Source organism: Ruegeria sp. AP12 (assembly GCF_056540025.1).
On the sequence record NZ_JBQFVZ010000006.1, the window covers coordinates 15,431 to 38,372 of the forward strand.

The 22,942-nt window shown below is 53.9% G+C and carries 20 protein-coding genes; 14 read left to right on the forward strand and 6 right to left on the reverse strand.

What is annotated here, in order from left to right; genetic code table 11:
• Position 1 precedes the first annotated feature (1 nt).
• Genes ACR0E6_RS15625 through otnC form a run of 5 tightly spaced genes read left to right on the forward strand, consistent with a single transcriptional unit; the run spans position 2 to position 4,506 of the window.
• Complete coding sequence (locus ACR0E6_RS15625) at positions 2-1,513, forward strand: tripartite tricarboxylate transporter permease (RefSeq protein WP_480585014.1); 1,512 nt, start codon at positions 2-4, stop codon at positions 1,511-1,513.
• Positions 1,513-1,800, forward strand: a complete 288-nt coding sequence (locus tag ACR0E6_RS15630) for a putative quinol monooxygenase (RefSeq protein WP_170694210.1) — start codon at positions 1,513-1,515, stop codon at positions 1,798-1,800. The genes ACR0E6_RS15625 and ACR0E6_RS15630 overlap by 1 nt, the downstream gene beginning before the upstream one ends.
• Positions 1,797-2,594 (forward strand): N-acyl homoserine lactonase family protein, encoded by a 798-nt coding sequence (locus tag ACR0E6_RS15635; RefSeq protein ID WP_170694211.1) that lies wholly within the window; start codon positions 1,797-1,799, stop codon positions 2,592-2,594. The genes ACR0E6_RS15630 and ACR0E6_RS15635 overlap by 4 nt, the downstream gene beginning before the upstream one ends.
• Positions 2,591-3,868 (forward strand): 3-oxo-tetronate kinase, encoded by a 1,278-nt coding sequence (otnK, locus tag ACR0E6_RS15640; protein WP_170694212.1) that lies wholly within the window; start codon positions 2,591-2,593, stop codon positions 3,866-3,868. The genes ACR0E6_RS15635 and otnK overlap by 4 nt, the downstream gene beginning before the upstream one ends.
• The gene (gene otnC / locus ACR0E6_RS15645) at positions 3,865-4,506 is read left to right on the forward strand and encodes a 3-oxo-tetronate 4-phosphate decarboxylase (RefSeq protein ID WP_170694213.1); all 642 of its coding nucleotides are present in this window, start codon (positions 3,865-3,867) and stop codon (positions 4,504-4,506) included. The genes otnK and otnC overlap by 4 nt, the downstream gene beginning before the upstream one ends.
• Before the next feature lie 214 nt (positions 4,507-4,720).
• On the opposite strand, the gene ACR0E6_RS15650 is transcribed toward otnC, so the two are convergent.
• Both ACR0E6_RS15650 and ACR0E6_RS15655 read right to left on the reverse strand, forming a co-directional pair.
• Positions 4,721-6,400 (reverse strand): BCCT family transporter, encoded by a 1,680-nt coding sequence (locus ACR0E6_RS15650; protein ID WP_170694214.1) that lies wholly within the window; start codon positions 6,398-6,400, stop codon positions 4,721-4,723.
• Between the two features lie 154 nt (positions 6,401-6,554).
• Positions 6,555-8,201 (reverse strand): ABC transporter substrate-binding protein, encoded by a 1,647-nt coding sequence (locus ACR0E6_RS15655; RefSeq protein WP_170694215.1) that lies wholly within the window; start codon positions 8,199-8,201, stop codon positions 6,555-6,557.
• A 95-nt stretch (positions 8,202-8,296) separates the two neighbouring features.
• Here ACR0E6_RS15655 and ACR0E6_RS15660 point away from each other — a divergent pair, with 95 nt between their 5' ends.
• The 4 genes from ACR0E6_RS15660 (at position 8,297) to ACR0E6_RS15675 (ending at position 12,128) form a co-directional block, all read left to right on the forward strand.
• Positions 8,297-9,229: a LysR family transcriptional regulator gene (locus ACR0E6_RS15660; RefSeq protein WP_480585018.1), complete on the forward strand. Its 933-nt coding sequence runs from the start codon at positions 8,297-8,299 to the stop codon at positions 9,227-9,229.
• 667 nt (positions 9,230-9,896) lie between these two features.
• Positions 9,897-10,970, forward strand: coding sequence for a hypothetical protein (locus ACR0E6_RS15665; protein WP_170624464.1), 1,074 nt, complete (start codon positions 9,897-9,899; stop codon positions 10,968-10,970).
• An 11-nt stretch (positions 10,971-10,981) separates the two neighbouring features.
• Entirely contained in the window at positions 10,982-11,653 is a 672-nt protein-coding gene (locus ACR0E6_RS15670; protein ID WP_170624462.1) for a hypothetical protein, read from the forward strand.
• Between the two features lie 10 nt (positions 11,654-11,663).
• A complete protein-coding gene (locus tag ACR0E6_RS15675; RefSeq protein WP_170624460.1) occupies positions 11,664-12,128 on the forward strand; it encodes a HEAT repeat domain-containing protein in 465 nt (154 codons plus the stop codon).
• Between the two features lie 689 nt (positions 12,129-12,817).
• On the opposite strand, the gene ACR0E6_RS15680 is transcribed toward ACR0E6_RS15675, so the two are convergent.
• The 3 genes from ACR0E6_RS15680 to ACR0E6_RS15690 form a co-directional block, all read right to left on the reverse strand.
• Positions 12,818-13,837 (reverse strand): glutathione S-transferase C-terminal domain-containing protein, encoded by a 1,020-nt coding sequence (locus tag ACR0E6_RS15680; RefSeq protein WP_170624459.1) that lies wholly within the window; start codon positions 13,835-13,837, stop codon positions 12,818-12,820.
• A gap of 10 nt (positions 13,838-13,847) precedes the next feature.
• Positions 13,848-14,414 (reverse strand): hemerythrin domain-containing protein, encoded by a 567-nt coding sequence (locus tag ACR0E6_RS15685; RefSeq protein ID WP_170624457.1) that lies wholly within the window; start codon positions 14,412-14,414, stop codon positions 13,848-13,850.
• 401 nt (positions 14,415-14,815) lie between these two features.
• Positions 14,816-15,988 carry an adenylate/guanylate cyclase domain-containing protein gene (locus ACR0E6_RS15690; RefSeq protein WP_170624455.1) on the reverse strand — a complete coding sequence of 391 codons (1,173 nt, stop codon included), beginning with the start codon at positions 15,986-15,988 and terminating at the stop codon, positions 14,816-14,818.
• Between the two features lie 131 nt (positions 15,989-16,119).
• On the opposite strand from ACR0E6_RS15690, the gene ACR0E6_RS15695 reads away from it, so the two are divergent.
• Positions 16,120-17,730, forward strand: coding sequence for an arylsulfatase (locus ACR0E6_RS15695; protein ID WP_170624453.1), 1,611 nt, complete (start codon positions 16,120-16,122; stop codon positions 17,728-17,730).
• Positions 17,731-18,050: 320 nt separating this feature from the next.
• On the opposite strand, the gene ACR0E6_RS15700 is transcribed toward ACR0E6_RS15695, so the two are convergent.
• Positions 18,051-19,007 (reverse strand): helix-turn-helix domain-containing protein, encoded by a 957-nt coding sequence (locus tag ACR0E6_RS15700; protein WP_170483685.1) that lies wholly within the window; start codon positions 19,005-19,007, stop codon positions 18,051-18,053.
• A 106-nt stretch (positions 19,008-19,113) separates the two neighbouring features.
• Between ACR0E6_RS15700 and ACR0E6_RS15705 the strand changes: the two genes are divergently transcribed.
• The 4 genes from ACR0E6_RS15705 to ACR0E6_RS15720 all read left to right on the forward strand — a co-directional run bounded on the left by ACR0E6_RS15705 (position 19,114) and on the right by ACR0E6_RS15720 (position 22,639).
• Positions 19,114-19,269, forward strand: a complete 156-nt coding sequence (locus ACR0E6_RS15705) for a hypothetical protein (protein WP_170380012.1) — start codon at positions 19,114-19,116, stop codon at positions 19,267-19,269.
• A 14-nt stretch (positions 19,270-19,283) separates the two neighbouring features.
• The gene (locus ACR0E6_RS15710) at positions 19,284-20,957 is read left to right on the forward strand and encodes a sulfatase-like hydrolase/transferase (RefSeq protein WP_480585022.1); all 1,674 of its coding nucleotides are present in this window, start codon (positions 19,284-19,286) and stop codon (positions 20,955-20,957) included.
• A 152-nt stretch (positions 20,958-21,109) separates the two neighbouring features.
• Positions 21,110-21,790 (forward strand): hypothetical protein, encoded by a 681-nt coding sequence (locus ACR0E6_RS15715; protein ID WP_480585025.1) that lies wholly within the window; start codon positions 21,110-21,112, stop codon positions 21,788-21,790.
• A gap of 33 nt (positions 21,791-21,823) precedes the next feature.
• Entirely contained in the window at positions 21,824-22,639 is an 816-nt protein-coding gene (locus tag ACR0E6_RS15720; protein ID WP_480585028.1) for a hypothetical protein, read from the forward strand.
• Positions 22,640-22,942 lie beyond the last annotated feature (303 nt).

Consider the following 22,942-nt stretch of genomic DNA (forward strand, 5'->3'; position numbering starts at 1 on the left):
GATGGACTTTATTCTTTCGCAACTGGCTGGATTTGGGACTGCATTCGTGGGTCTGGCAGTGGACCCGCTGACCTACCTATATTTGATCGCATCCGTGTTCCTGGGCATCACATTCGGCGCGTTGCCCGGCCTTACGGCAACTTTGGCAGTGACGATCCTGACGGGTTTTTTTGGCAACAAAATCCCGTTGGATTATTCGCTTATCGCATTGCTCGGGGCCTATGTCGGCGCGATTTACGGCGGCTCTTACCCGTCTATTCTGCTGAACATTCCGGGCACGGCAGCCAGCGCGGCGACGGCCATGGATGGCTACCCTTTGGCCAAAGCGGGTCGAGGGGGCGAAGCACTTGGGTTGACCACAACGGCCAGTTTCATTGGCACAGTTATCGGGACCATCACGCTTTTGATTTTTGTCTGGGCGCTGCTTTTGGTTTCAAAGAACATCGCAAGCCCGGAGAAAGCACTACTGGCCCTGTTCGGCATTCTGCTTTCTGGCACTTTGATGAGCGAAGACCTGGTGATTAAGGGATGGATCGCCGGTCTGATCGGGCTTGCGATGTCCATGGTGGGGCTTGACCCTCTGTTGTCTGAACCGCGCTATACCTTCGGTTGGTCTTACCTGATGAGCGGATTTCAGGTCGTGCCAGTTTTGATGGGGGCCTTTGCCATTCCCCAAATCATCGACGGTTTGAGGCACGTTGAGGCTGGGAAAGTTCTGGCTCTGAAAGGCCGTATACTTCCAAACCTTCGCTCTATTCGACATTACTTGCCGACCATTGGCCGGTCAGGTGTGATTGGAACCGGGGTAGGAGCGCTCCCCGGCGTGGGTGAAGATGTCGCTGGTTGGGTCAGCTACGGTGTTGGCAAGACCGTATCCGCCGAGGGCGACGAGTACGGAAAAGGCTCCGTGGAAGGTCTGCTGTGCTCCGAGACTGCAAACAACGCCTGTATTGGCGGCGCGCTGATCCCGCTTTTGGTGTTGGGTATTCCCGGTTCACCACCCGCCGCCGCTTTGATGGGGGCCTTCAAGATCAACAACGTGATCCCTGGGCCGACGATTGATCCCGAAATCATTCTGCGCGTGGTTGCGATTTTGGTGCTCGCGTCGCTGACGATGTTTCTTATGGGGCTTTTCACCGCTCGGGTATTTATCAAAATCCTTGCCATCCCGCAGACCATCTTTTTGCCGGTCGTGATGGTTCTGACAACAATTGGGTCTTTCAGCGTTGGTGGGGGCATCAATGATCTCTACTTGATGCTCGGCGTCGGTGCCGTCGCCTATTTCATGAACCTGATGAAATACCCAATCGCGCCGTTGGTGATCGGGGTTATTCTGGGCAGCCTGTTTGACGAAACCTTCCGCCGGTCGCTGTTCTTGTCGGACGGGGATCTTTCGGTCTTCTTTTCACGACCCGGTGCGGCCATTCTGCTGATGCTCAACATTGGTCTGATCCTTAGCCAACTGCCCGTAGCAAAACGCGCTTTCTCACGTCTGAAAGGACTTTCAGTCTGATGTTTGTAGTTACTGTCACCTTCACTCTCAAACCCGGTACGAGAGACACCTTTTTACCGCTGATGGTCGAAAACGCTTCTACCTCTTTGCGTGAAGAACCCGGATGCCAGCAGTTTGACGTTTGCCTCGGCGATGATCCCGAGACAGTTTTTCTCTATGAGGTTTATGATGACAGCGTGGCGTTCTCCGCCCACCTAGAAAGCGTGCATTTTCAGTCATTCGATACGACAGTGGCTGATATGGTCGCCACCAAGGTGGTTCACCAGTATTCCGAGGTCATCCGATGAACGATTGGGAAATCCACGCCGTGAAATACGCGGATCGAAATGCCCGGACGAGAGCTGATAGTTTCATCATCGATGATAATCACGACGCGCCTCATGCGATGGACTACTTCGTTTGGGTGCTCAAACGCGGCAACAAAGTCATTTTGGTTGATACTGGTTACGATACCGAAGAGGCAACCGCCCGTGATCGCCCCATCGCTATGGATCCTCGCGAGGCTTTGCGGCCCTTAGGCATTTCGCCGGAAGCGGTCACTGAGGTCATCGTGACCCATCTTCATTATGATCACGCAGGGGGGCTACATATGTTCCCTAACGCGAAGCTGCACATGCAATCGGCGGAAATGGCCTTCGCCACAGGTCCCTGCATGTGCCATGACCACCTACGTGCGCCTTTCACGGCTGGCCATGTCTGCGAGGTCGTTAGGCGCCTCTATTCAGGCCAGGTCGTATTCTACGACGGAGAAGCCGAGATTGCAGATGGGGTCACGGTGCACTGCATCGGTGGGCATTCACGCGGGTTACAATGCGTTCGTGTAAGGACGGCAGCCGGGTGGATTGTGCTCGCCTCTGATGCCTCGCATTACTATGAGAATTTCATGGCGCGCAAAGCCTTTCCCATTGTCGTTGACCTGCAAGACATGATGGATGGATTTAGGACGCTCGAGAGGTTGGCCTCGCACCCTCGACTCATCGTGCCCGGCCATGATCCACTTGTGCGAGAGATTTTTCCCGTTGGAGCGGCACCGCATATTCATAGGCTGGATCCCGGGCCAACTAGGGACATCAAACTATGAAGATCGGAGTCATCGCGGACGATTTTACTGGTGCGAGTGATATTGCGAACACCTTGGCAAAGGGTGTTGAGCCGGAAGGTGGGTTACGAACGGCTCAGTTTCCGGGTATTCCGACCGCCTCGGCGGATAAGGAGATCGAGGCGGGTGTGATCTCGCTCAAAAGCCGCACCGCACCTGTCGAGGAAGCTGTTGCGGACAGCCTGCGCGCCCTGGGGTGGCTTAAAGATCAAGGATGCCAGCAGTTCATCTTCAAGTATTGCTCGACCTTTGATTCCACGATGGAGGGAAACATCGGCCCCGTTGCGGAAGCGTTGGCCAACGAACTGGGTGCGCAAAAGGTTGTTTTCTGTCCGGCCTTTCCGACAACGAGGCGGACGGTTTATCAGGGCCATCTTTTTGTGCTCGGTAAGCTGTTGCACGAGTCTGGGATGGAAAACCACCCTCTCACTCCGATGACGGATGCCAACATCAGGCGATGGTTGCAGCATCAGACCGAAGAAGCGGTCGGGTTGGTGTCAATTGATGCCGTGAAGCAAGGATCAGAGGCGATTGCTACTGCTTTGCTGAGTACCAAAGAAAGATTTGTGATCGGTGATGGGATTTCAGATGAAGATTTGTTGGCCTGGGGCGAAGCTCTAACGGATGCGGAGCTCATTACTGGGGGATCGGGCATAGCGCTGGGGTTACCAAGAAACTTCTTGAGAGAGACTTCGCCTAAAAGTGCTGGCAGTGTGTTCACTGGTATCGCTGGACCTGCAGCGATCCTTGCCGGGTCGTGCTCGGGTGCAACCCGTGGGCAGATTGATGTTCACTCGAAATTCAATCCGTCCTTCGCCATTGATGTGCAAAGTGTCATGTCCGGGGATGTGACCACGCAAACGCTTCTGGATTTCTTCGAAGCGCATCCCGATCAGGCGCCGCTCGCATATTCATCGGGATGCCCGGAGGATGTACGAGCGATCCAAAATCAATTTGGTCGGGAAGCAGTTGCGGACAGGTTGGACAATCTCTTTGCAGATACAGCCCGACAACTTGCCGAAACGGGGTACAAGCGCCTTGTCGTGGCCGGAGGTGAGACGTCGGGAGCTGTTGCCAAGGTCATCTCTGAGGCAGTGGGGTCTCCAGCCATGTCAATTGGGCCAGAGATTGATCCGGGCGTGCCAGTCCTGAGCGTGGGAAAATCTGAACCCATTGCGCTGGCTTTGAAGTCTGGAAACTTTGGCGCTCCAGACTTCTTCGCGAAAGCGCTTAGAATGATGGAGGCGGGCAAATGAGTTCCGAAGAAATGGCGCTGCGGCAGCAGATGTCGGAGCTGTGTGCCTCGCTGTTTGCGCGTGGATTTTCCGTTGGCACTGCGGGCAATGTCTCTGCGCGTTTACATGACGGGATTCTCATGACGCCAACGAATTCCACCTTGGGCGATATCAATCCCGAGCGCATCGCCAAGATTGATTTGGATGGCAACCACGTCTCCGGAGACAAGCCGACCAAGGAGGTCTTTCTGCATCAAGCCTTCTATGAGACGCGGCCAGAAGCGGGCGCCGTGGTGCATCTGCACTCGACTTGGGCCACCGCACTGTCGTGTCTGGAAGACACCGATCCCAGTGATTGTATTCCACCGCTTACACCATACGTGGTGATGCGCGTCGGCACGGTCAAACTGGTTCCATACGTTAAGCCCGGTGACCCGAAATCTGGTGATTTGATCCGCGAACTGGGCGGCAAGTATAGTACGGTTCTGTTGGCCAATCACGGTCCCGTCGTCTCGGGAAAGGATCTCTTCTCAGCGGTCTGTGCAGCAGAGGAGCTGGAAGAGACTGCCAAGTTGCTAGTGGCTTTGCGGGGCCTGCCAACCCGAATGTTGGATGCAGCACAAGTTGCAGACCTCAAGGGAACTTTCGGAAGAATTTAATCCCGCACCGAAAAGGGGAGTGCGCAAACGTTTGGGCAAATTGTGCAAAGTTATGCGCAAGTACTACGCAAAGTTTCGGCCCAACTTCCAAGGTTTTTTGGATAGAATCAATGTAAGAAATTCGCGGCAAAACCTGCGCTTTGGAAAACTTCTGAATAAGCCCTGGTCCTATTTGTGACCCCAGTTCCTGGGGTCACAGTTGGATACGCGCGTACTATTCGGCGGGCATAGTTGATGTTTCTGGATCAATAGTTGATGCAACACCGGCGGCTTCGCGGCGTCCGTCATTCCAGATCGCTTTTATCAACGCAATACACATCAGCGCCATGACGATAGAGAACGGTAGTGCGCCAATTACCATGGCGGTCTGAATGGCGCCTGTTCCGCCTGAGATCAGAAGACCTCCAACCACCAATGCTAGCGCAGCACCCCAAAACATTATATGCGGCCGCGCCTTGGGCCCTTCGTCACCAGCCGCGTTGATCGTATTCACGATCAGCACAGCCGAGTCAGCGGAGGTCACAAGAAACGTCATTAGCAAGATCACGATGACAACCGCCATAGCCCAGGCAAGGAACTCAGCGATTGGCGCGAGCATGTAGGTGGTCATGGCAAAGATCTTGTCGCCATTGGCCGCATCAAGGATCACGCCATTGGCGTCTCCGTTAAGCTCTAGGTCAATAGCGGTGCCTCCTGCCCATGCGAACCAGACAAAGCACATCAGCGACGGCACGATCATCGCACCTAGCACGAACTCACGGATAGAGCGACCGCGTGAGATGCGCGCCAAGAACAATCCGACGAAGGGCGCAAACGCGATCCACCATGCCCAGTAGAAAACTGGCCACCAGCCTTGCCATTGCGCCAACAGGAAGGATTCGGACCCCTCGACACCGTCTGACGCATAGACGTTGAAGCTGAGCCACGGCAGAGCGACCAGATAGTCCCATATGCCAACAAAGAATGCCTTAGCGCCAAAGAATGTCGCCCCGAACAGGATGAAAAATCCGAGCAGGAAGATCGACAGTGCCATGTTAATGTTCGACAGCCACTTGATGCCCTTGCCAACACCGGATAGCGCCGACAACGTCGATGCCCCCATGATGACCAGCAATGCTACGATGATGCCCAACGTGGTGGCCGAGCCATCCGCATGTGCCAGACCGCCAATGCCGATACGCGTCAGGCCTGCCACGAATTGCTCAACACCAAAACCAAGCGTCTGCGCCACACCGAGGATGGTTGCAACGACGGCGACGATATCGATGAGGTGGCCGAGGTTGCCCGACAGCGCCTTGCCAAAGAGGGGCGTCAGAGACGAGCGGATGGTCAGTGGAAGCCCGCGGCGATAGCTGAAGAACGCCAGTGCAAGCCCTGCAATCGCGTAACACGCCCATGCGCCGAGACCCCAATGCAGGTAGGACCAGACGTAAGCCGTGCGCACATTGTCCGCGTCAAGGGCTGTTGTCACGCCCTGAATAACTGACGGGTTGTTCTTGAAATGCGCGACGGGTTCCGCAACGGCCCATGTCAGCATCCCGACACCGATACCGGCACCGAACATCATTGAGAACCACGAGAAATTCGAGAATTCGGGCTTTTCGCCTTCGACACCCAAGTTCAGGCGTCCGGCTGCTGGCCAGATGGCCAAACCGATACAGACAATAACAAATCCGGTGACAACCCAGATGTACCACGCGGCAAACTGAGCCAGGATGGCTGCGTTCCAGTCGCCCAGAATCCTGCCGGCCTGGGTTGGCCACACGATGCACCAGACAACTAACAAACTGATGATTATCTTACTGACAACCGTCACGTTTACGCTGAACCCCCGATAAAAACCGTTGTCGGCGGTTTTAATCGGAAGTTCCGAAAGAGGTGGCTTTATCGCCATAGTCAATTTCTCCCTGTTTTTTGATTTTAGAGCGGATAGATTTGCTTGTTCTGTCTTGTTCTCCCATTTCCAAAGACACCAATGAGATCAACGATGCAGATAATCTGCTTCGCCAATCTCATTGGGTCCGGGGAGTTAAAACTTGCCGGTGCTCTCAGCTTTCCAGAGCCAGCTTATGCACGTGAATTTCGTTGATCGGGTGACTTTCCGCGCCAATGACTCCAGGACGGGAATGGCGATACAGCGACCGCCAGTAGGGTTGAATTATTGTTCCGTCATCCCGCATAAACTGTTGGATCTTTTCCATGTGACCGCGGCGCGTTTCCGCATCGGCGATTGCTGATGCTTCTTCCAGCATTGCGTCAAATTCGGCGCTGGCCAGGCCGGTTTCGTTCCAAGCCACACCCGATTTGTAGGCCAGAGTCAGCACCTGTACACCAAGCGGCCGATGCCCCCAGTCTGTCGAACTGAACGGGTATTTGTTCCAATCGTTCCAAAACGTATTTCCCGGCAACACTGTGCGCTTAACATTCAGCCCAGCATCGCGTAGTTGCGCCGCCAATGCGTCAGTTGTGTTTCGGCGCCAGTCATCGTCGATCGAGACAATTTCGTGCTCGTAGTCGAGCATGCCGACTTCTTCCAGTAACGCACGTGCCCCTTCCACATCCCTTTCCGGCGCGCCAATGTCTGCATATTCTGGATGAATGGGGCAAACGTGGTGATTTTCGCCTAGAGTTCCGCGATTTGCGTATCCCAATTCCAGCAAAACGGCATTGTCGCAGGCCATCGCCAAAGCCCGGCGAACTCGTGCGTCTTCATATGGCTTCACTCCGTCTACCTCAGCATCGCGGTTTGTTCGCAAAACCATAGTGTTGGCAGAAACGGACTCGCTCTGGTTCCAGCCGATGCTCTCATAGATGTCGACAAATTCGCCGACTGTTTCGTAAGTCATGTCGATTTCTTCAGCTTCTGCCGCAGCCAAATGCGCTGCGCCATCCGTGCCATAATCGATAAACTCGATCCGATCTAAATAAGCGCCTTCGCCCCACCATTCGTGATCTGTGTTCTTCTCCAGAACGACCTTTTCACCGACCAGGTATTCAACCAGCTTGTATGGTCCCGTACCAACCGGATCATTCGCCGGATCGCCAGACCAGCCATCAGGCACGATTGCTGCCGGGTATTCGGTGACAGCAGGAATAATGGTGATGTCCGGTCGCGTTAGCTTCAGTTTCAACGTCAGATCGTCGACCACTTCCAAGGCCCCTTCGGCAGGGCCATCTCCGGCGTCATTTTGCAAGGACCCCATACGCGCGGCCATGGAGTTGCCTTCCCAACTGCCGTCACACCATCGACCAAAGTTGTACGCAACATCCGTAGCCGTCAGCGTTCCGCGACCGTCGTTCCAGTTCACTCCGGGCCGTATGCGCAACACGTACTCCGTCGCGTCGTCGTTCACTTCCCAGCTTTCAAGCAACCGAGGTTCGAATGCACCATCTGCGTTGTACTGAACGAGATACTCCAAGAACCCACGGACCACGTTTCCTAGCTGAGGCCAGTTATAAAGCGGCGGATCAAGCTGAGCACGCACAACCTGCTGAATACGAATCGTTCCGCCGGGTTGGATATTCGACGCAGCCTGTGCTGGCCGAGATACACCAATCATCGAATAGGCAGCAGATGCTGACAAACCAAGTGCAGTCGCGCGTGTCAGGAATTCACGACGGCTGAGCATTCCGTCGGCCACCTCACCGGCGTGCATTGCGATGGCTGGATGAATTGTTTGGCTTTGTTTTGTCATCATTGGCTCCCATGTTTTTCCCATAAGGCTGCATTCGCGCCCTTTGGCACAGTTTTTGGTACATATTTCCTCTTTTTTGCAGTAGCTGAGTAATTATGGATGACATTAATAGAGCTAATACCAACTTAAGTCGGAACCTTGTGGCGCTTTATGCGTTCGAGATGGTCGCGAAACACGGCAACTTTACAAGTGCCGGCGACGCTCTCGGGCTTACCCAGTCCTCAATCTCGCAGCGAATAAAAGGTCTGGAAGTTGATCTGGGCGTGGTCCTCTTCAAAAGAGAACACCGTGGCGTTTCACTCACATATGAAGGGCTGAGACTTCTGAATGTGGTCAGACCCGCGATGGCGCAAATGAACTATGCTGTAAGTTCTTTGCTTGAGCGTAAAACTAAACCCAGGGTTCGAATTTCTGCAGATTTCGCGTTCTCAACGTTCTGGTTGTTACCGCGTCTGGGATATCTTCGAGAGGAAATCGGTGAAGAAATCGAAATTCAGATTTTGGCCTCGACTGTTCCACCCGGTCTAGATGACACCGATTGCGACATTCAAATCCATGTTGCACCAAAAGACCAAACTAAAGCCGATGAAATACTGCTGTTGGAAGAGGTCGTGGCGGCCGTCTGCAGCCCGAAGCTATTAGATAAGATTAGACCAATCCGATCACCCGCGGACTTACTGGATGTGCAACTTCTGAGCCTGTCAAAACCTGCAACCGCTGCTTGGCAAACCTGGCAAGGATGGTTTGATAGCTTGGGCGTAACGGGCGAAAGAAAGAGAAATTACGTAAGTTTCAACAACTATGACATGGTGACTCAAGCCGCTTTATCCGGCGATGGCGTGGCTTTGGGTTGGATTGGCTTAATCGACGATCTGCTCAGCAAGGGTTCTTTGGTGACCGTTACGGATGATTTGGTCTATAGCGACGCTGGGTATGTCATGTCACGGAGCCTTACCAACTCGGGCCGAGGTCCGAGGCTTGTGTTTGACTGGATCGCGGATCAAGTGCTCTCAAAACCTATGAAATAGTGCGTTGTCTAACTGTTCGGCTGACACTACCCCGAAGTCATGTCAATTCGAAGAATGACGGCGTCTTAACAACGCCTAGAAACGACACTGAAGGCTCGCTCTTTAGCGCCCTTCGAAAATGCGAAGGCTGGTCGCGAATGTCAGCTTTGGCTGAGTGAACAGCTGTCATTCCCAGGTATTTTCCAAATGGCAGCTTCGTTTCGCGAACTGATAGTTCGCCACCAAGCATAGTTCACAGACGTGATGAAGGTCTCCTATGGTGGGGTTGGGCCGCAGCGTCGGTACAAGTCGATGAACGGCAGGTATGGGCCGTTAGCGGACAAGTGCGTGCTGCAGTGGGTTGTCGTGGACGACGCGGATTGGTTTTATGCGTCGGTCGGAACCGAGGCAAGGGACAACAAGCCGCCGAATGCTCGCTGGAGCCGGCGAGTGTCCGGCTCAATAGCAAGTGCTCTTGGGCCAAGGGTTTGAATTGCGTGCGCCGATGACGACCCGGAGATTGAGGATAGTTGCGTAAAACGGGTTGTCATGGTACAATTATTGCACGGTCTCGGGCCTGAGGCGTTATTGTACCAACACGCAATCACCCCTCTATACAAATTTTAATTACCTATTTTTTGATCCACCCAGACTGGCGACAAACCTCTGATATTACGGAGACATATTCATGGCTATTTCGATAAATTCGAACAACGGAAACATCTCGGCTGGTGGCGACAACACCGACGGTGATCTGCTTTTGAATGCCAATGACGGTAAGCGACGCATCCATCTGGATGCGGGCAGTGGCAACGCGTATTTAGGTGGGAACGGCGCCGACGGGGACCTTGTGCTAATGCCCAGCGGGGCGACCAGCCAATCGGCTTCGGCGGGTACGATCCATATGAGCGGCGACTCCGGCAACTATCGGGCTGGAGGTAATGGCGCGGACGGCGATATCACGCTGAATTCCGTCAGTGGTGAACGGCGTATCCACCTTGATGCCGGCGGCGGCAACTTGTGGCTGGGTGCGAATGGCGCCGATGGTGACCTCGTGCTGATGCCCAGCGGCGCAAGCACGCAATCGACGGCCGCGGCGACGATCCACATGAGCGGCGATTCCGGGAACTACCGCGCGGGCGGCAACGGCGCCGACGGCGATATCACGTTACGGGCCGATAATGGTGATGACCGTATCCGGCTAGATGCTGGCGGCGGCAACATGTGGATCGGTGGCAACGGTGCCGACGGCGATATCGTGGTCTTCGCCTCGGACGGCGACAACACGACGCTGAGCCAAGCCACGATCCATATCAATGGTGACGCCGGCGACATTATCATGCAGAACGCGGACTTTGCCGAGGATTTCGATGTGGCCGCCTGTGCCGTGGCCGATGCGAGCCCCGGCACTGTTATGTCGCTGATCGACGACGGATCGCTGGTGCCATGCGAACGTGTCTATGATCCAAGAGTGGTAGGCGTGATTTCGGGCGCCGGCGATTTCAAACCGGGAATCGTCATGGACAAGCGTCACGACGTAGAGGACCGGATGCCAATCGCGTTGGTCGGTAAGGTCTATTGCAAGGTCGATGCACGCATGGAGCCGATCGCGGTCGGGGACCTGCTGACCTCGGCGGACATGCCGGGCCATGCGATGAAAGCCATCGACCGCGACCGAGCGTTTGGCGCAGTGCTGGGCAAGGCGCTGGCACCGCTGGAGGAGGGCACTGGCCTGATCCCCGTCCTGGTTAACCTGCAATAGGGGGCCGGGCCATGAGTGCAAGCATCAGAAATGTGGCGGGCTCGTGCCTGGACAAAACCGGGCGCCTTTCACTGCGCGAGGATATCCTTGGCGTCTACGGCAACGACAATCCCCGCAACCGATCGGTTTTGGCGCAGATGGACCGAATCCAGAATATGCCATTTGTCAAAGTGGCGCTGGTTACAATCCAGGGGGCTACGCCTCAGATCCAGCGCGACCTGGACAATGGCAACGACGTTTACCAGAACGAGTGCGATGTCTGGATCTATCCAACGGACAGCATCACGGTGAACAACCCCGGGCTGCTGGTTTTTGAGCAGGACGATTGCCGGGGCAGCGGCCACAGCGTGAGCGATGACGAAGACGAACTGTTCGATTTGGGCCGGAACCTGGGAGCGAATGTTGTTGGGTATTACGTCAATAACCCCAGCCCGTTCGGGTGTGCCGCGCACCCGTCGGACCGGCGAGGGTTTTGGGTCGGGCCAGGGGCATCGCCATGGACATGGGTGCACGAACTGACCCATGTGGTCGGCGACAACTCGCACATTGACAGTGACGACAGTTGCGACCTCACAAACCTGATGACCGGTTGCGGCACTAACAACATCAACGTTGCGCTGCCCAACCTGAATACATCGCAGTGCAACAACATCAACGACGACGACGATGTCGAGGAATGCTAAGGAGGCGACAATGGCAGAGCTAGACAACATTGCTGAGCGCATGCTGGCCACCGATTGTGGCCACTCGCTGGAGGAACTGGCCGGCAAGGCGAAGGCCGAGGACCTGGCTGCGCTGGTCCGGGTCATCGAGGACGCCGGCGCACCCAATGCCAGAACGACCCGTGCAATATTCGTGCTGGGACGGATGAACAAGAAAGAGGCGGTGCAACCGATCCTGAAAGCGTTGCCCAAGCTGGACGAAGGCGGTCTAATTGCCGCGGTCGACGCGCTTGGACGGCTGGGTGGAGCCAAGGCGCGGGGCGAACTTGTTAAGATGACAGCCAAGGACAATGCCCAAATTCGCAAGGTCGCCGCTCAGGCGCTGGCGCGGATCGGTGACAACACCGCGATGGACCGGTTGAAAGAGATTGCCGAGAGCGACGCCGAAACATTCGTGCGACGGGCGGCACGCAAGAAGCTGGACCGCGCGAAATAGACCAGTGCCGATCCAATGGACGGGCGCGCGCGTGTTTTTAGGTATCGTCCATGCTCTGGTAGTGACCTGAAGCTATCGACGGATCGTCGGGCACTTACAGGCAGATTTGCCGCGTTCTCTCGTGCAACCGAGTTTCGTAGTTTTCCTATCTCTTCGAAAAAAGGTGTAAAATTCCATAGATTGCTTTGGCGAAAAAGAAAGTACCTCTGATCTAAAGAGATACCATGTGATATACTCGGCACTGGTGCCAGCGAAGGGTGCCATCGTATCCGTGATCCTCCTGCAAGTGCCCTTTTCGATTGCCAACAACTCTGGTCTCCTAATTGTGACCCACGGTGTTTCAACCCCCCGCACTTTTCGGAAAAACCCAAAGGCTCAAAACACTCTTTGAGGAGGGTGCACCGGTGATCGCCACTGATCCACACCCGAGCAATGCCGGGCGATTGCTGCATACAAAAAAAGCAGGTTTCAAGGAGTTGCGCCCTGCCGAGGAAACTCCTTGTGGCTTAATTCTTCCCATGGTCGTGTACACTTAGCCGGGAATATCCCACTATCCGCTTCCAGCCCAAACCGGACATTCGCAACTAAGAATAAGCAGGTTTCGAAATGCGGGGAAAAAGTGCTCTCGTAATCCAAAATAGTAACGTTTGGTTACGAAGCTAGGCCTCCCAAATACACCTAGACGAGGCCTACAGTGTTGCAAGGTCAGGGTGGTGATAGGCCTCAGGGTACGACATCGGCTTGAAAGGCCCCTTGGGCACTACGCTATTCCAGCTGCGTCCGAAATAACCCTGGCGGCAGTGTACAAGAGACCCTGCCTCGGCAATTCCGGGCAACGCATATACTCGGCACAGCCACCGCCACAAGTATGGGTAATCTAGGATTCTCGCACCATTAAGCTTCATTCGCACATAGTAGACGGGATCGTGACGATAGAGTGTTGGGAACAGGCGAAGATCTACTTCTGAAAAGTGGTTGCCTGTCAAATAGAGCCTGCCATCTGAGAGATGCTCCTCCAAATATTCTAGTGTCTCAAAATAGGCGTCAAAAGCTTTGTCATAGATCGTTTGATCAGACGAAAACCCGGCCTTGTAGGCACCATTGTTAATCGCTGTATATATCCGTTCGTTCAGGTCGTGAATTTGGTGACGCGGCACTTCGTCTGGGTAGAGCTTAACGCGATCAGCTGCCGGGATTGTGCTGCCAAGAGAATCCACCCCAGCGTACAGCATTCGGACAATTTCAGCGCTTTCGTTGTTAACAATGCGTCTTTGTATCTTGTCATACAGGATTGGAAGGGATTGCTCTTCAGAGCCTTCGGCACGATAGATCTCTTTGGCAAGGCGCAGTCCTTTGCCGGTGCCGGTCTCACTCGTGCATTCTGGCAAAGTCTCACTTGTAAGCGATGCAATCCGATCAGGCGCAAACTCCCATAGGTTTGGCGCCTCTGGATCGTCGTCGCCGGTGCGGTTTGGAAATGCAACGTCCATCGTGATGCTGTTTCGAAGGCCCAACACATTTCGCGCCAGCGTCACTCTGTGACACCACGGACAATTCAGTGCTACGAACAGGTGATAGCGATAAGGTTCTGCCGGGAACACTGGATCGCCAATAGCGTGGCGAAAGCCGCTGACACCGCGCACGAATTCACCCCGTGCGCGGCGCTTGTTGATATCAGTTTGGTCTTCTTCGGTAGACGTGTCGGTCATGACTTCAGCATCATCCTCTCAGCCGGTGATGCAAGATGATTGGCACGGCCAATTCTTCTTCATCGCTGAGATGCCGTCTGAGGAACGCTTCAATCGTGTCGCTCGTCGCATGTAGCTGTCCGGCTTCATCGTAAGCTTGCGCCTCATCAAGCGCGGATAGCTTAATCACACGGTTCGCCGTGCGGGTGAAGTCATTCAGCACCTTATCCAGATCGAAGTGATCCTTTTCCAGCAACTCCAGCCCCGCATCAAAACGAGGATCCGCAGCAGAAAGTTCAGGGAAATAGCTGCGATCTTCCCAGCCGTGATGGCCATGCAGGGTCCCGACTAGGTTGCCGCCATAGTAGGACAGCCGCCCCACGTAGTCGTCCAACCCCATCTCGTTGCTCAAAACCCCTTCTGTATCCAAGCGAATACGTTCCGCAACATGGCGGAACATCTCATGCGCGCCGAGCCAATGCTTGGTTTTTTCTTTGAAACCTGGATGGGTTTCCCAACTGTCGCGGGGGTATTGGTCCAAGAGAAACCGCATTTCTTGAGGCATGTCGTCTTGGCGAATGGCATATGTATCGAGCATCGGTTGTCTCCTTTCAGGCCGAAGATGGGAGGTCGGACAACTGCTCGCCACTAGCGAGAACGCACAGTCACTATGCGTCAGCGAACCCCCGCTAAGTCGGTGCCACTCAAACCAACGATCTTGTGGTTCCGGGATGCGATGTTGTGCTTGATGAATCCTTACAGGCCTTCGCGGCTGAAGTTGCGGACGTGGACATAAATCGGCTCAACACTTGAGCCAAACATCGCGTGAGCTTGCAGACTGTCTGTGCCGCAAGTTGAATCAGTATCCAGCCCGAACCGAACCTTCACCGTCGGGCTTTGCAAACCCCCAAATGTGGGACAAACCAGCCTTTTGACAATTGGCGCCCAATACCCGTTTCCTGCTTTTTGCGATGCAGCCAAAATCAGTTCAGCACGAAATCAAAGCTCTTCTTCGACGAGAGAAAACAATTCGATTGGACGAGCAAGGCCACGAACTTCGTGAAACCCACAAGGGGAAAACAGATCAGGGGAGGCATCAGCAATCGCTGATGTCGCCAGCACTCTGCGGCCAATAGACTTAGTTAACCCTTCAATTCGACTGGCAACGTTCACTGCGCCCCCAAGAACCGTGAAATCAAGCCTTCCTGGGCTGCCGATGTTGCCATAGCTGACTTGCCCAACATTGATCCCGATCCCAACATCCAAAGATGGCTTTTTAGCCTCGACACAGCGACGGTTTAGCGTCGTCAAACCGGCCAATACAGTTTTTGCGGCTTGCGCTGCCTTTCGGCATCGTTCTGCGTGATTAGCCTGAGTTTCGATGGTGAAAATCGAAAGAATTCCGTCACCCATAAATTTGAGAACATCGCCTCCGTTGTCTTCCACAGACTGAACAACCAGATCAAAGTAGCCGCTCAGCGCGTCAAAAACATCTGCCTCTGGCGCGACTTCTGAAAGTGCCGTAAAACCTCGTAAATCAGAAAACATGACGACCGCATCAAGGGTCGTTCGCTCGCCTCGCTTGATCCGCCCGTTCCACACGGCGTCGGAGGGCCCGTCGCCGAGATATGTTCGTAGCAGCCCCTGGGCTGACTTGCGCATCGTGACGGGTTCCAAAGCGGAAGACAGAGCAGGCAGTGCCGCCTCAATCAACGCCAGATGTTGCGGTGAAAAGCCTTCTCGCTTCTGCGTGACAAAAGTGCAGCCGTGCAGAGATCCGTCGCCATAATACATCAAAGTGGCATAGTAATCTGTGCCACCTAACCCAGCGAATTCAACATACGATGAGTGCTCAGTCTTTGGGTCCAGCTGTCGCAGGCTTTTGTGCAGAGGTTTTCTGTGCTCCAGAATGTACTCAAATGAGCTACCAACATACCCTTTTGTCAACGTCGTTTCATGAGTTACGTCGTAGCTGTCTGTTCCGTCAGGGGTCCAAACGACCCCCCATGCGATGAGTAGCGGATTGGCGAAGCGCTGACCGATATTGACCCGCCAGAGCGGTACACCTTCCTTACTTAAGAACGAGCAGAAATAAGAAACTACTTTCTCAGGGTCGCCTGAGCGGCGTCCTTCGGTAATCATCCAGTCGGTTAGTTGTGCTACGGAGGCCATGTTCTCAAACTAGTCGCTCGGACAGGATGATCAAAGAACCTTGGCTCTACACTTCTGTGGTCGGGTCGCTTGGGGACAAGATCATCTTCAATCGTGCGGTAAGATCACAAGTGTAGCAATGGAGCCCCCGAATGCCGACAGGAAAACGACCGAATGTGATACTGATCCTGGCCGATGATCTGGGCTTTGCAGATTTGGGTGCCACCGGGTCGGAAATACGCACTCCAAATATCGATGGCCTTGCAAGGGATGGTGTGCTGCTTACGGCAATGTATAACTGTGCCCGCTGTTGTCCTACGCGGGCGTCTCTTTTGACAGGGTTGTACCCGCACAACGCCGGCGTGGGCCACATGGGGGCCAACCTGGGAACGCCCGCATACCAGGGGTTTTTGCGGAATGACAGCGCCACCATTGCCGAGCACCTACGTGCTGGTGGCTATCGGACTTTGATGTCCGGCAAATGGCATGTCGCCGGAGATTTCATGGCGCGCGAAGTTGACAGTTGGCGTGTTGGAGATGTTGAGCACCCAACGCCGAGACAGCGCGGTTTTGATCGCTTCTATGGGATCGTCGATGGCGTCACCCATTTCTTCTCACCGCATTACATGCTCGAAGATGACAGCCGTGTCATGACATTCCCTGATGACTTTTATTTCACAGATGCAATCACGGACAAAGCGATTGGAATGATCGAAGAAACGCCCGACGATCAGCCATTTTTTCTTTATCTCGCACATACTGCACCGCATTGGCCGCTGCATGCCCATCCCGAGGACATCGCTCGATATGACGGGGTGTATTCTGGCGGTTGGGACGCAATCCGTACCGCACGACACGAAACCATGAACAGCATGAACCTGTTTCAGAAGAACTGGGAAATATCTCCGCGTGATGTTGCTGTTCACCCTTGGGAGGTTGAACAGAATACCGATTGGGAGGCACGGAAGATGGCCACCTATGCTGCGATGGTTGACCGGATGGATCAATCTATCGGCAGGCTCATCGCTTCGTTAAAGCGTTTTGGGCAGTTTGAAGACACCTTGATTTTGTTCCTGTCCGACAACGGTGGTTGCGCTGAATTCATGGCGGAAGACGGGTGGGCAAAGTTCTTCCCAGATACGACAAATGACGGCCTAACCATTGAAATGGGAAACCGCCCCGACGTGATGCCGGGCGGTGCCCAGACATACCAGAGCTACGACAAGCCGTGGGCAAATGTCTCGAATGCGCCATTTCGGTTGTTCAAACACTACGTCCATGAAGGCGGGATTTCGACACCACTGATAGCGCATTGGCCGAAAGGGGTCGCTTCCGGTGCGACCGCACATGCGGCCTGTCATGTCGTCGATATTTTGCCGACTATCTTGGACGCAACGGGTTGTCAGTACCAAAGTGAGGTTGGTGGCCACGAAATTCAGCCCATGCAAGGGCAGTCATTGATGGACCTGTTCCGCGGCCAGGATTGGGCGCGAGAAGAGCCTATCTTCTTCGAACATGAGGGAAATTCGGCGGTGCGGCTGGGTCAGTTCAAACTTGTCAGGCAGCATGGGCAAGATTGGGAACTTTACGACGTCGAAGCGGATCGCACAGAGTTGACTGATTTGAGAGGGAGTAACGTCGAATTAGAGGCAGACTTAGTTGGCCAATACAACGACTGGGCCAAACGGACAGGTGTTGTTGATTGGGATGTTGCACTTCCGCAGTTGCTAAAGGCGTGGAAAATTGAAACAGCAGAAGGATAGTTAACTTCACGCAGGGCTCAGAACCGTCCATCTCTTTACTCCAAGAAGTGGACCCTCTCCAGCCCGAACCGGACTTTCTAAAATAGGTTTAGCAGTTCCGATTGGCGGACAATACTGTCACTCGCCTGTTGAGGGTGGATGACCACAGGCAGCCCGAAGCGGACCTTCAAATTCCAACTTTGCAGTTCTCGTGTTGCGGATAAGTTAGGCCTCGTTCTGCCAATATCTCAGCGTCGCTAACCACGGAAATCTGACATTGGCTCCGCAACAAGAATGGCTTAACATAAACTTTGCGCCAAAGACTGTTGCCAAGCTCTGTTTCAGTTCATTTTGCCGGACAACGTTTGTGTCGGCAGTTGTCCAAAGAGTGCTCTGTAGTCTCGCGCGAACTGACCCATGTGCCAAAATCCGTAAGCGTTTGCGATGTCCGATATACTCTCCTCTGGCGAGCAGGATACCAGTTCATGGCGCACAGCACCGAGACGGGCTCTTAGATAAAACTGCTTGGGGCTCACCCCATATGTTTCCTGAAACGCGCGACGAAGAGTGCATGCGGATACCTGAATATCTGCACATACTTCACCGATTGACACGTTATCCATCAAATGGGCCCGCATGAACTCAACGGCTTGTTGTGCTAAACGGGTTCTATTTTTACTGTTTCGCCGATCACTCCATTTTTCGCCTACCACCAGCATTTCCAGAAGCTCTAAGATCATATCACTCTCTTCACTATCAGAGCTTGGTCCAGCCGCTGATCCAATTAGAAAGCGCGCTTTGTTTTTGACTAAGGAATGAAGCTTGCCAGCGTCGCTAACGAAAGATCTTAAAGCGTCATTTCGCGCGGTGCTGATATCAAGACCGCAATCGTCGGCGATCCGTTGAGCCCTTCGGATGTCGATGGCAAAGGTCAGGCCTGTGAGCGTTGAATTGCTCACGCCTTCAAAAGGGTCTCCGCTACCAAAATTCATCAGAGCGGTGTCTGAGGGTGAGCCGTTAAGCCAAGTCCGTACACTCCCTTTGTCTGGTAAGCCAAACGCTAGAATGTCAGAGCGAGAAACACCGGTTTGGTACACAGCCTTATCAAACGACAAATCGATCATTTGAAGGTCAAGACCTGCCCAAACGGATACCGAAGAGTTCATAGTTCCCTCTTCAATTTGGCGTAGCTCGACATCCCATTGGGACAGCTCGCGGAATTGCGAAGGGTCCTGCAAAAAAAGTGTGTTTGGGGCGCAGGTTTTTTTGGGGGCTGATCGTTTTTTGATGTCGTCCATTCCGCCCCGCAGGTAGTTTTCATGAAATGTTATTCGAATATGTAGGCTTGGACAATTGCAAGACAAAGCAGACAAATCGAGAGGGAAGAGGTTCGGACGCCCATCGTTGCCTGACGATACTGCGCGCACCGAACGCGTCGTAACGCTGCTAACCAAAAGCGAAAAAGAGTTGTTGCGCTCACAGGCTGAAGACAGCGAACTCTCCCTTTCAACCTTTTGCCATCACCTGATCCTTGAAGGTCTGAAAACAAGTAAATCATGAAACAGGGGTATCTCATGAAATCAAAACTGTTCCTCTCCGCGCTGGTCTTTGCCGGCTCCGCTATCACGGCGGCAGCTCAGGACAGCAATATCGTGCATGATGCGGAATACTATGTGCTGAAGCAGCAAAACGAAGCCGTTTGGGTCGAGAACGACGCACAGGTTGACCAACTGCTGGCCGATTTTCGTGAGAAAAACGGAGGGAACCCTCCAAACATCTTCTACATCCTTATTGACGATATGGGTTTTGGCGACATGGGTATGCCCGAGATGAACGCGATACGCGGGTATTCGACGCCCAATATCAACGCGCTCGCAGAGGAAAGCATGCGGTTTGCGCGCATGTATACCGAGCCGTCCTGCACACCGTCGCGGGTCGCCTTCATGACGGGTCGCCAGCCGTATCGCAATGGGATGGGCGATACCGCCGTCGATATTTCAGGTTTTGGCCTTGCCGATGAAGAAGTCACAATTGCCGAAGTTCTGAAATCCGTAGGCTACAACACCTCGCATGTTGGCAAATGGCACATGGGCGACATTCAGGAATCCTGGCCTACTTATCAGGGCTTTGACTACGCCGCGTTCCCCATCCATCAGCAGGGCCAGTTGGCCATCTTCAACGAAGATGCAGCCAAGGAAGAAATCACCATGGCCATAGGGGAAGACAACTACAACTCCAAATACACGCTGGATGATTGGTTTCGCCCTGATCCGGGACACATGATTACCGGCCTTGAAGCTGTTATTGGCGGGGAGGTCCGCGAAGTCCATATGGAACCGGGTGAGAAATGGACCCAGGACAAATATAATGAAATGAACATCCGCTATCAGGCACAGGCGATGGAACAGTTGCGCCTGCTAGCAGAACGGGATGAACCGTTCTTCCTGCAATACTGGCCGCTTGTCCCTCTGTCGACAACGCGCACGACGAGAGAGGCGTTCACGACACCCAACGGCGGTACATTCGTTGAAAGCATGGAAGAGCTGGATGAATGGATAGGGGTCATTCTGAACGAAGTCGATGCGCTGGGGCTCAGGGACAATACCCTAATCGTTTTGATGGGCGACAACGGTCACTTCACCAAATATGCCCCCGGCAGTGGGTTTTCGCCGCTGGTCTTCCGCGGCGGCAAGGCCGATACGTCTGAAGGAGGTGTTCGGGTGGATGCGTTCGCCCGCCTGCCCGGCTTGATCGAGGGAGACTCGATTGTGTCTGACATTATTCATATCTCTGATTTGTTCACGTCAATTGCGCGTATAGGCGGAGCGATGAATGCCATCCCCCGCGACCGGATCATTGACGGTGTCGATCAGACGTCTCTGATGTTTATTGGCGATACGCATGGGCGCAGGGATCATGTACTGATCTACTCGATCAATTCGCTGAAAGAGGTGGTAAAGGAACACATCAAACTCAAAGTTCCGGCCAAAGGTGAAAATGCTATCGTGGCCAAGTTCTACAACCTGTTCCGCGACCCCCGCGAAGAACAGAGCGTATCGACAGAGATCGGCGCGTGGGCAGGTCATGAGTTCAACCGGATCATTGCCCGCCACCTGAAATTCAAGGAAATGTACCCCGATCAACCTGCCGCGACGGGACGCCCCTATGAAGGTATCGCGAACCTTCGTCCCGAAACTGTCGCAGCGGTGGATGCCTTTGTCGCCAAGCGGGACATTCAGCCTGAGTAATAGGTGACTCTGATACGAGTAACGCAAACCCCGCGCCGCAAAACGAAGCGCTCAACGCGGGGTTTGACATCTACTTCAAAGATCATGGGAACAGTATGAAACTCCAAGCGCTTGCCCTAGCATTGGCAACTGGTATCGTCGCGACCCCTTCAATGGCAGACGAGAACGCCTCGAACCCGTTGGCCGCAGTCAACAACACGGACATCCGGTATCAGTATTTTGATCTGGGCAATGGCGCTGATCGGCAGGACGCCTTTATCGATGGTGCCTATATGCTGCGGCCCGATCTGAAACTGAAATATGAGTTGCACTACAACTCAACAGATGTGACCGGAACGCGGTTCACTAATTTCGAGAAAGCGAGCCTCAAAGCGATCTACTTTCCTTCTCAGAGGCCGCTCAACGACACATGGGCCATCAAGTCGGCCATTGGTCTGGAGTGGATACTGGACCTTGGCGATCCGGAAAAAGGAATCGGCACCGGGTCCGATCAAATTGCGCCTTTTGGCGGGTTCGCCTTTGCAAACACAAAATCAGGGCTGACGCTGATCCCCTTGCTCCAGCATTTTGCTTCGTACAATGGACCGACCGACATCAGCCAGACCGCAATGCGGTTGATTGCGCTGCAACCGTTTGGCGATGGGTATTGGGCCAAAGCCGATATCAAAGCGCCATATGACTGGGAAAACGATGCTTGGCCAGCGACCGCAGAGTTGCAGATCGGCAAGAACCTCAGCTCCGGAATAGCGATTTATGCCGACTTTCTCATCGGTATAGGTTCCGACCGCCCTTACGACAAAGGTGCGGGCCTGGGCCTGCGGTTCAACTACTAATATATCCTCAATCAACTTCGGTGGAGATCATCTATGCCAAAGTCCGGAACCCTGTTCAGCCTTTTGTTTTCTGCGTCCATCCTGGCCTGCCCAGAGACCGTCGTCGCGCAATCCCTGCCTGCCGCGGGACAGGATGAAGCAAATTGGCGTCACGCCGCATCATTCTATCTGTTCACTCCGCTCCGCACTCGGGGAACCTCAACGGTCGCTGGGCAATCCGCTGAGTTGGATTTGAGCCTGGGAGATGTTCTCGACGTCTTGGATTTTGCAGCAGCAGGCCGATACGAGGCGTGGAAAGGTGATTTCGGTATCATCGTTGATGCGAATTATGTCGGCATCGAACAAGATGCCAGCCTACCGGGACCACTGAACGCAGATGTAAATGTTGACGTCCGACAAAAATGGTTTGGTATCCTCGCTGCGTATCGCGTTGCGGACGGGACTTACGGGGGAAAAAATCAAAGATACGCAGTCGATATCCAAGGCGGTGCGCGCTTGAATTCGATCCGACAGGAAATATCAGTTTCAACCCCTGGTCCCATGACGCTTCCGGTTCTGGGGGGCGATGAAGGCTGGATAGAACCTGTCGTGGGCGCAAGGGGTATGTGGCGCTTGAATGAAAAATGGACCTCTATCGCATCTCTGGAATTGGGTGGCTTCGGCGCCGGAGGAAACGATTTGCAAATTGGGGCCAACGCGGGATTCGACTACCAACCCTGGGAAAAGGTCGCGCTGACGTTCGGCTATCGGTATTTCAGTATTGATTATAGCGACACACTCAGCTCAGGCGAGTTCGCATATGACGTCACGCAGCAGGGGCCGTATTTTGGGCTGAAATATTTCTTTTAGATTGTATGCCCGATTGTAGATCGGCGAGATTCAATGTCTCTTTCTGAAACCCTTGCCGCGTTGCACGCTACTTGCCACATCGGCAACTCTGGGCTCAATGTTGCTGTCCTGTGCAGTTTAAATGATTTGCGGAACGCAGCTCAAAGCCGCATACGCTGCTATTGGAAGGAATACCCGCTTTGAGCAGTCTGCTACACTTTGCAAAGTCCGCTTTCTGCGCATTGCTGTCATTGGAGCTTTGCGCAGCATCAGTCAATTTTGGGCTCTAAATAGTCATTCCCTGCGGTACACGTGATTGGCTGA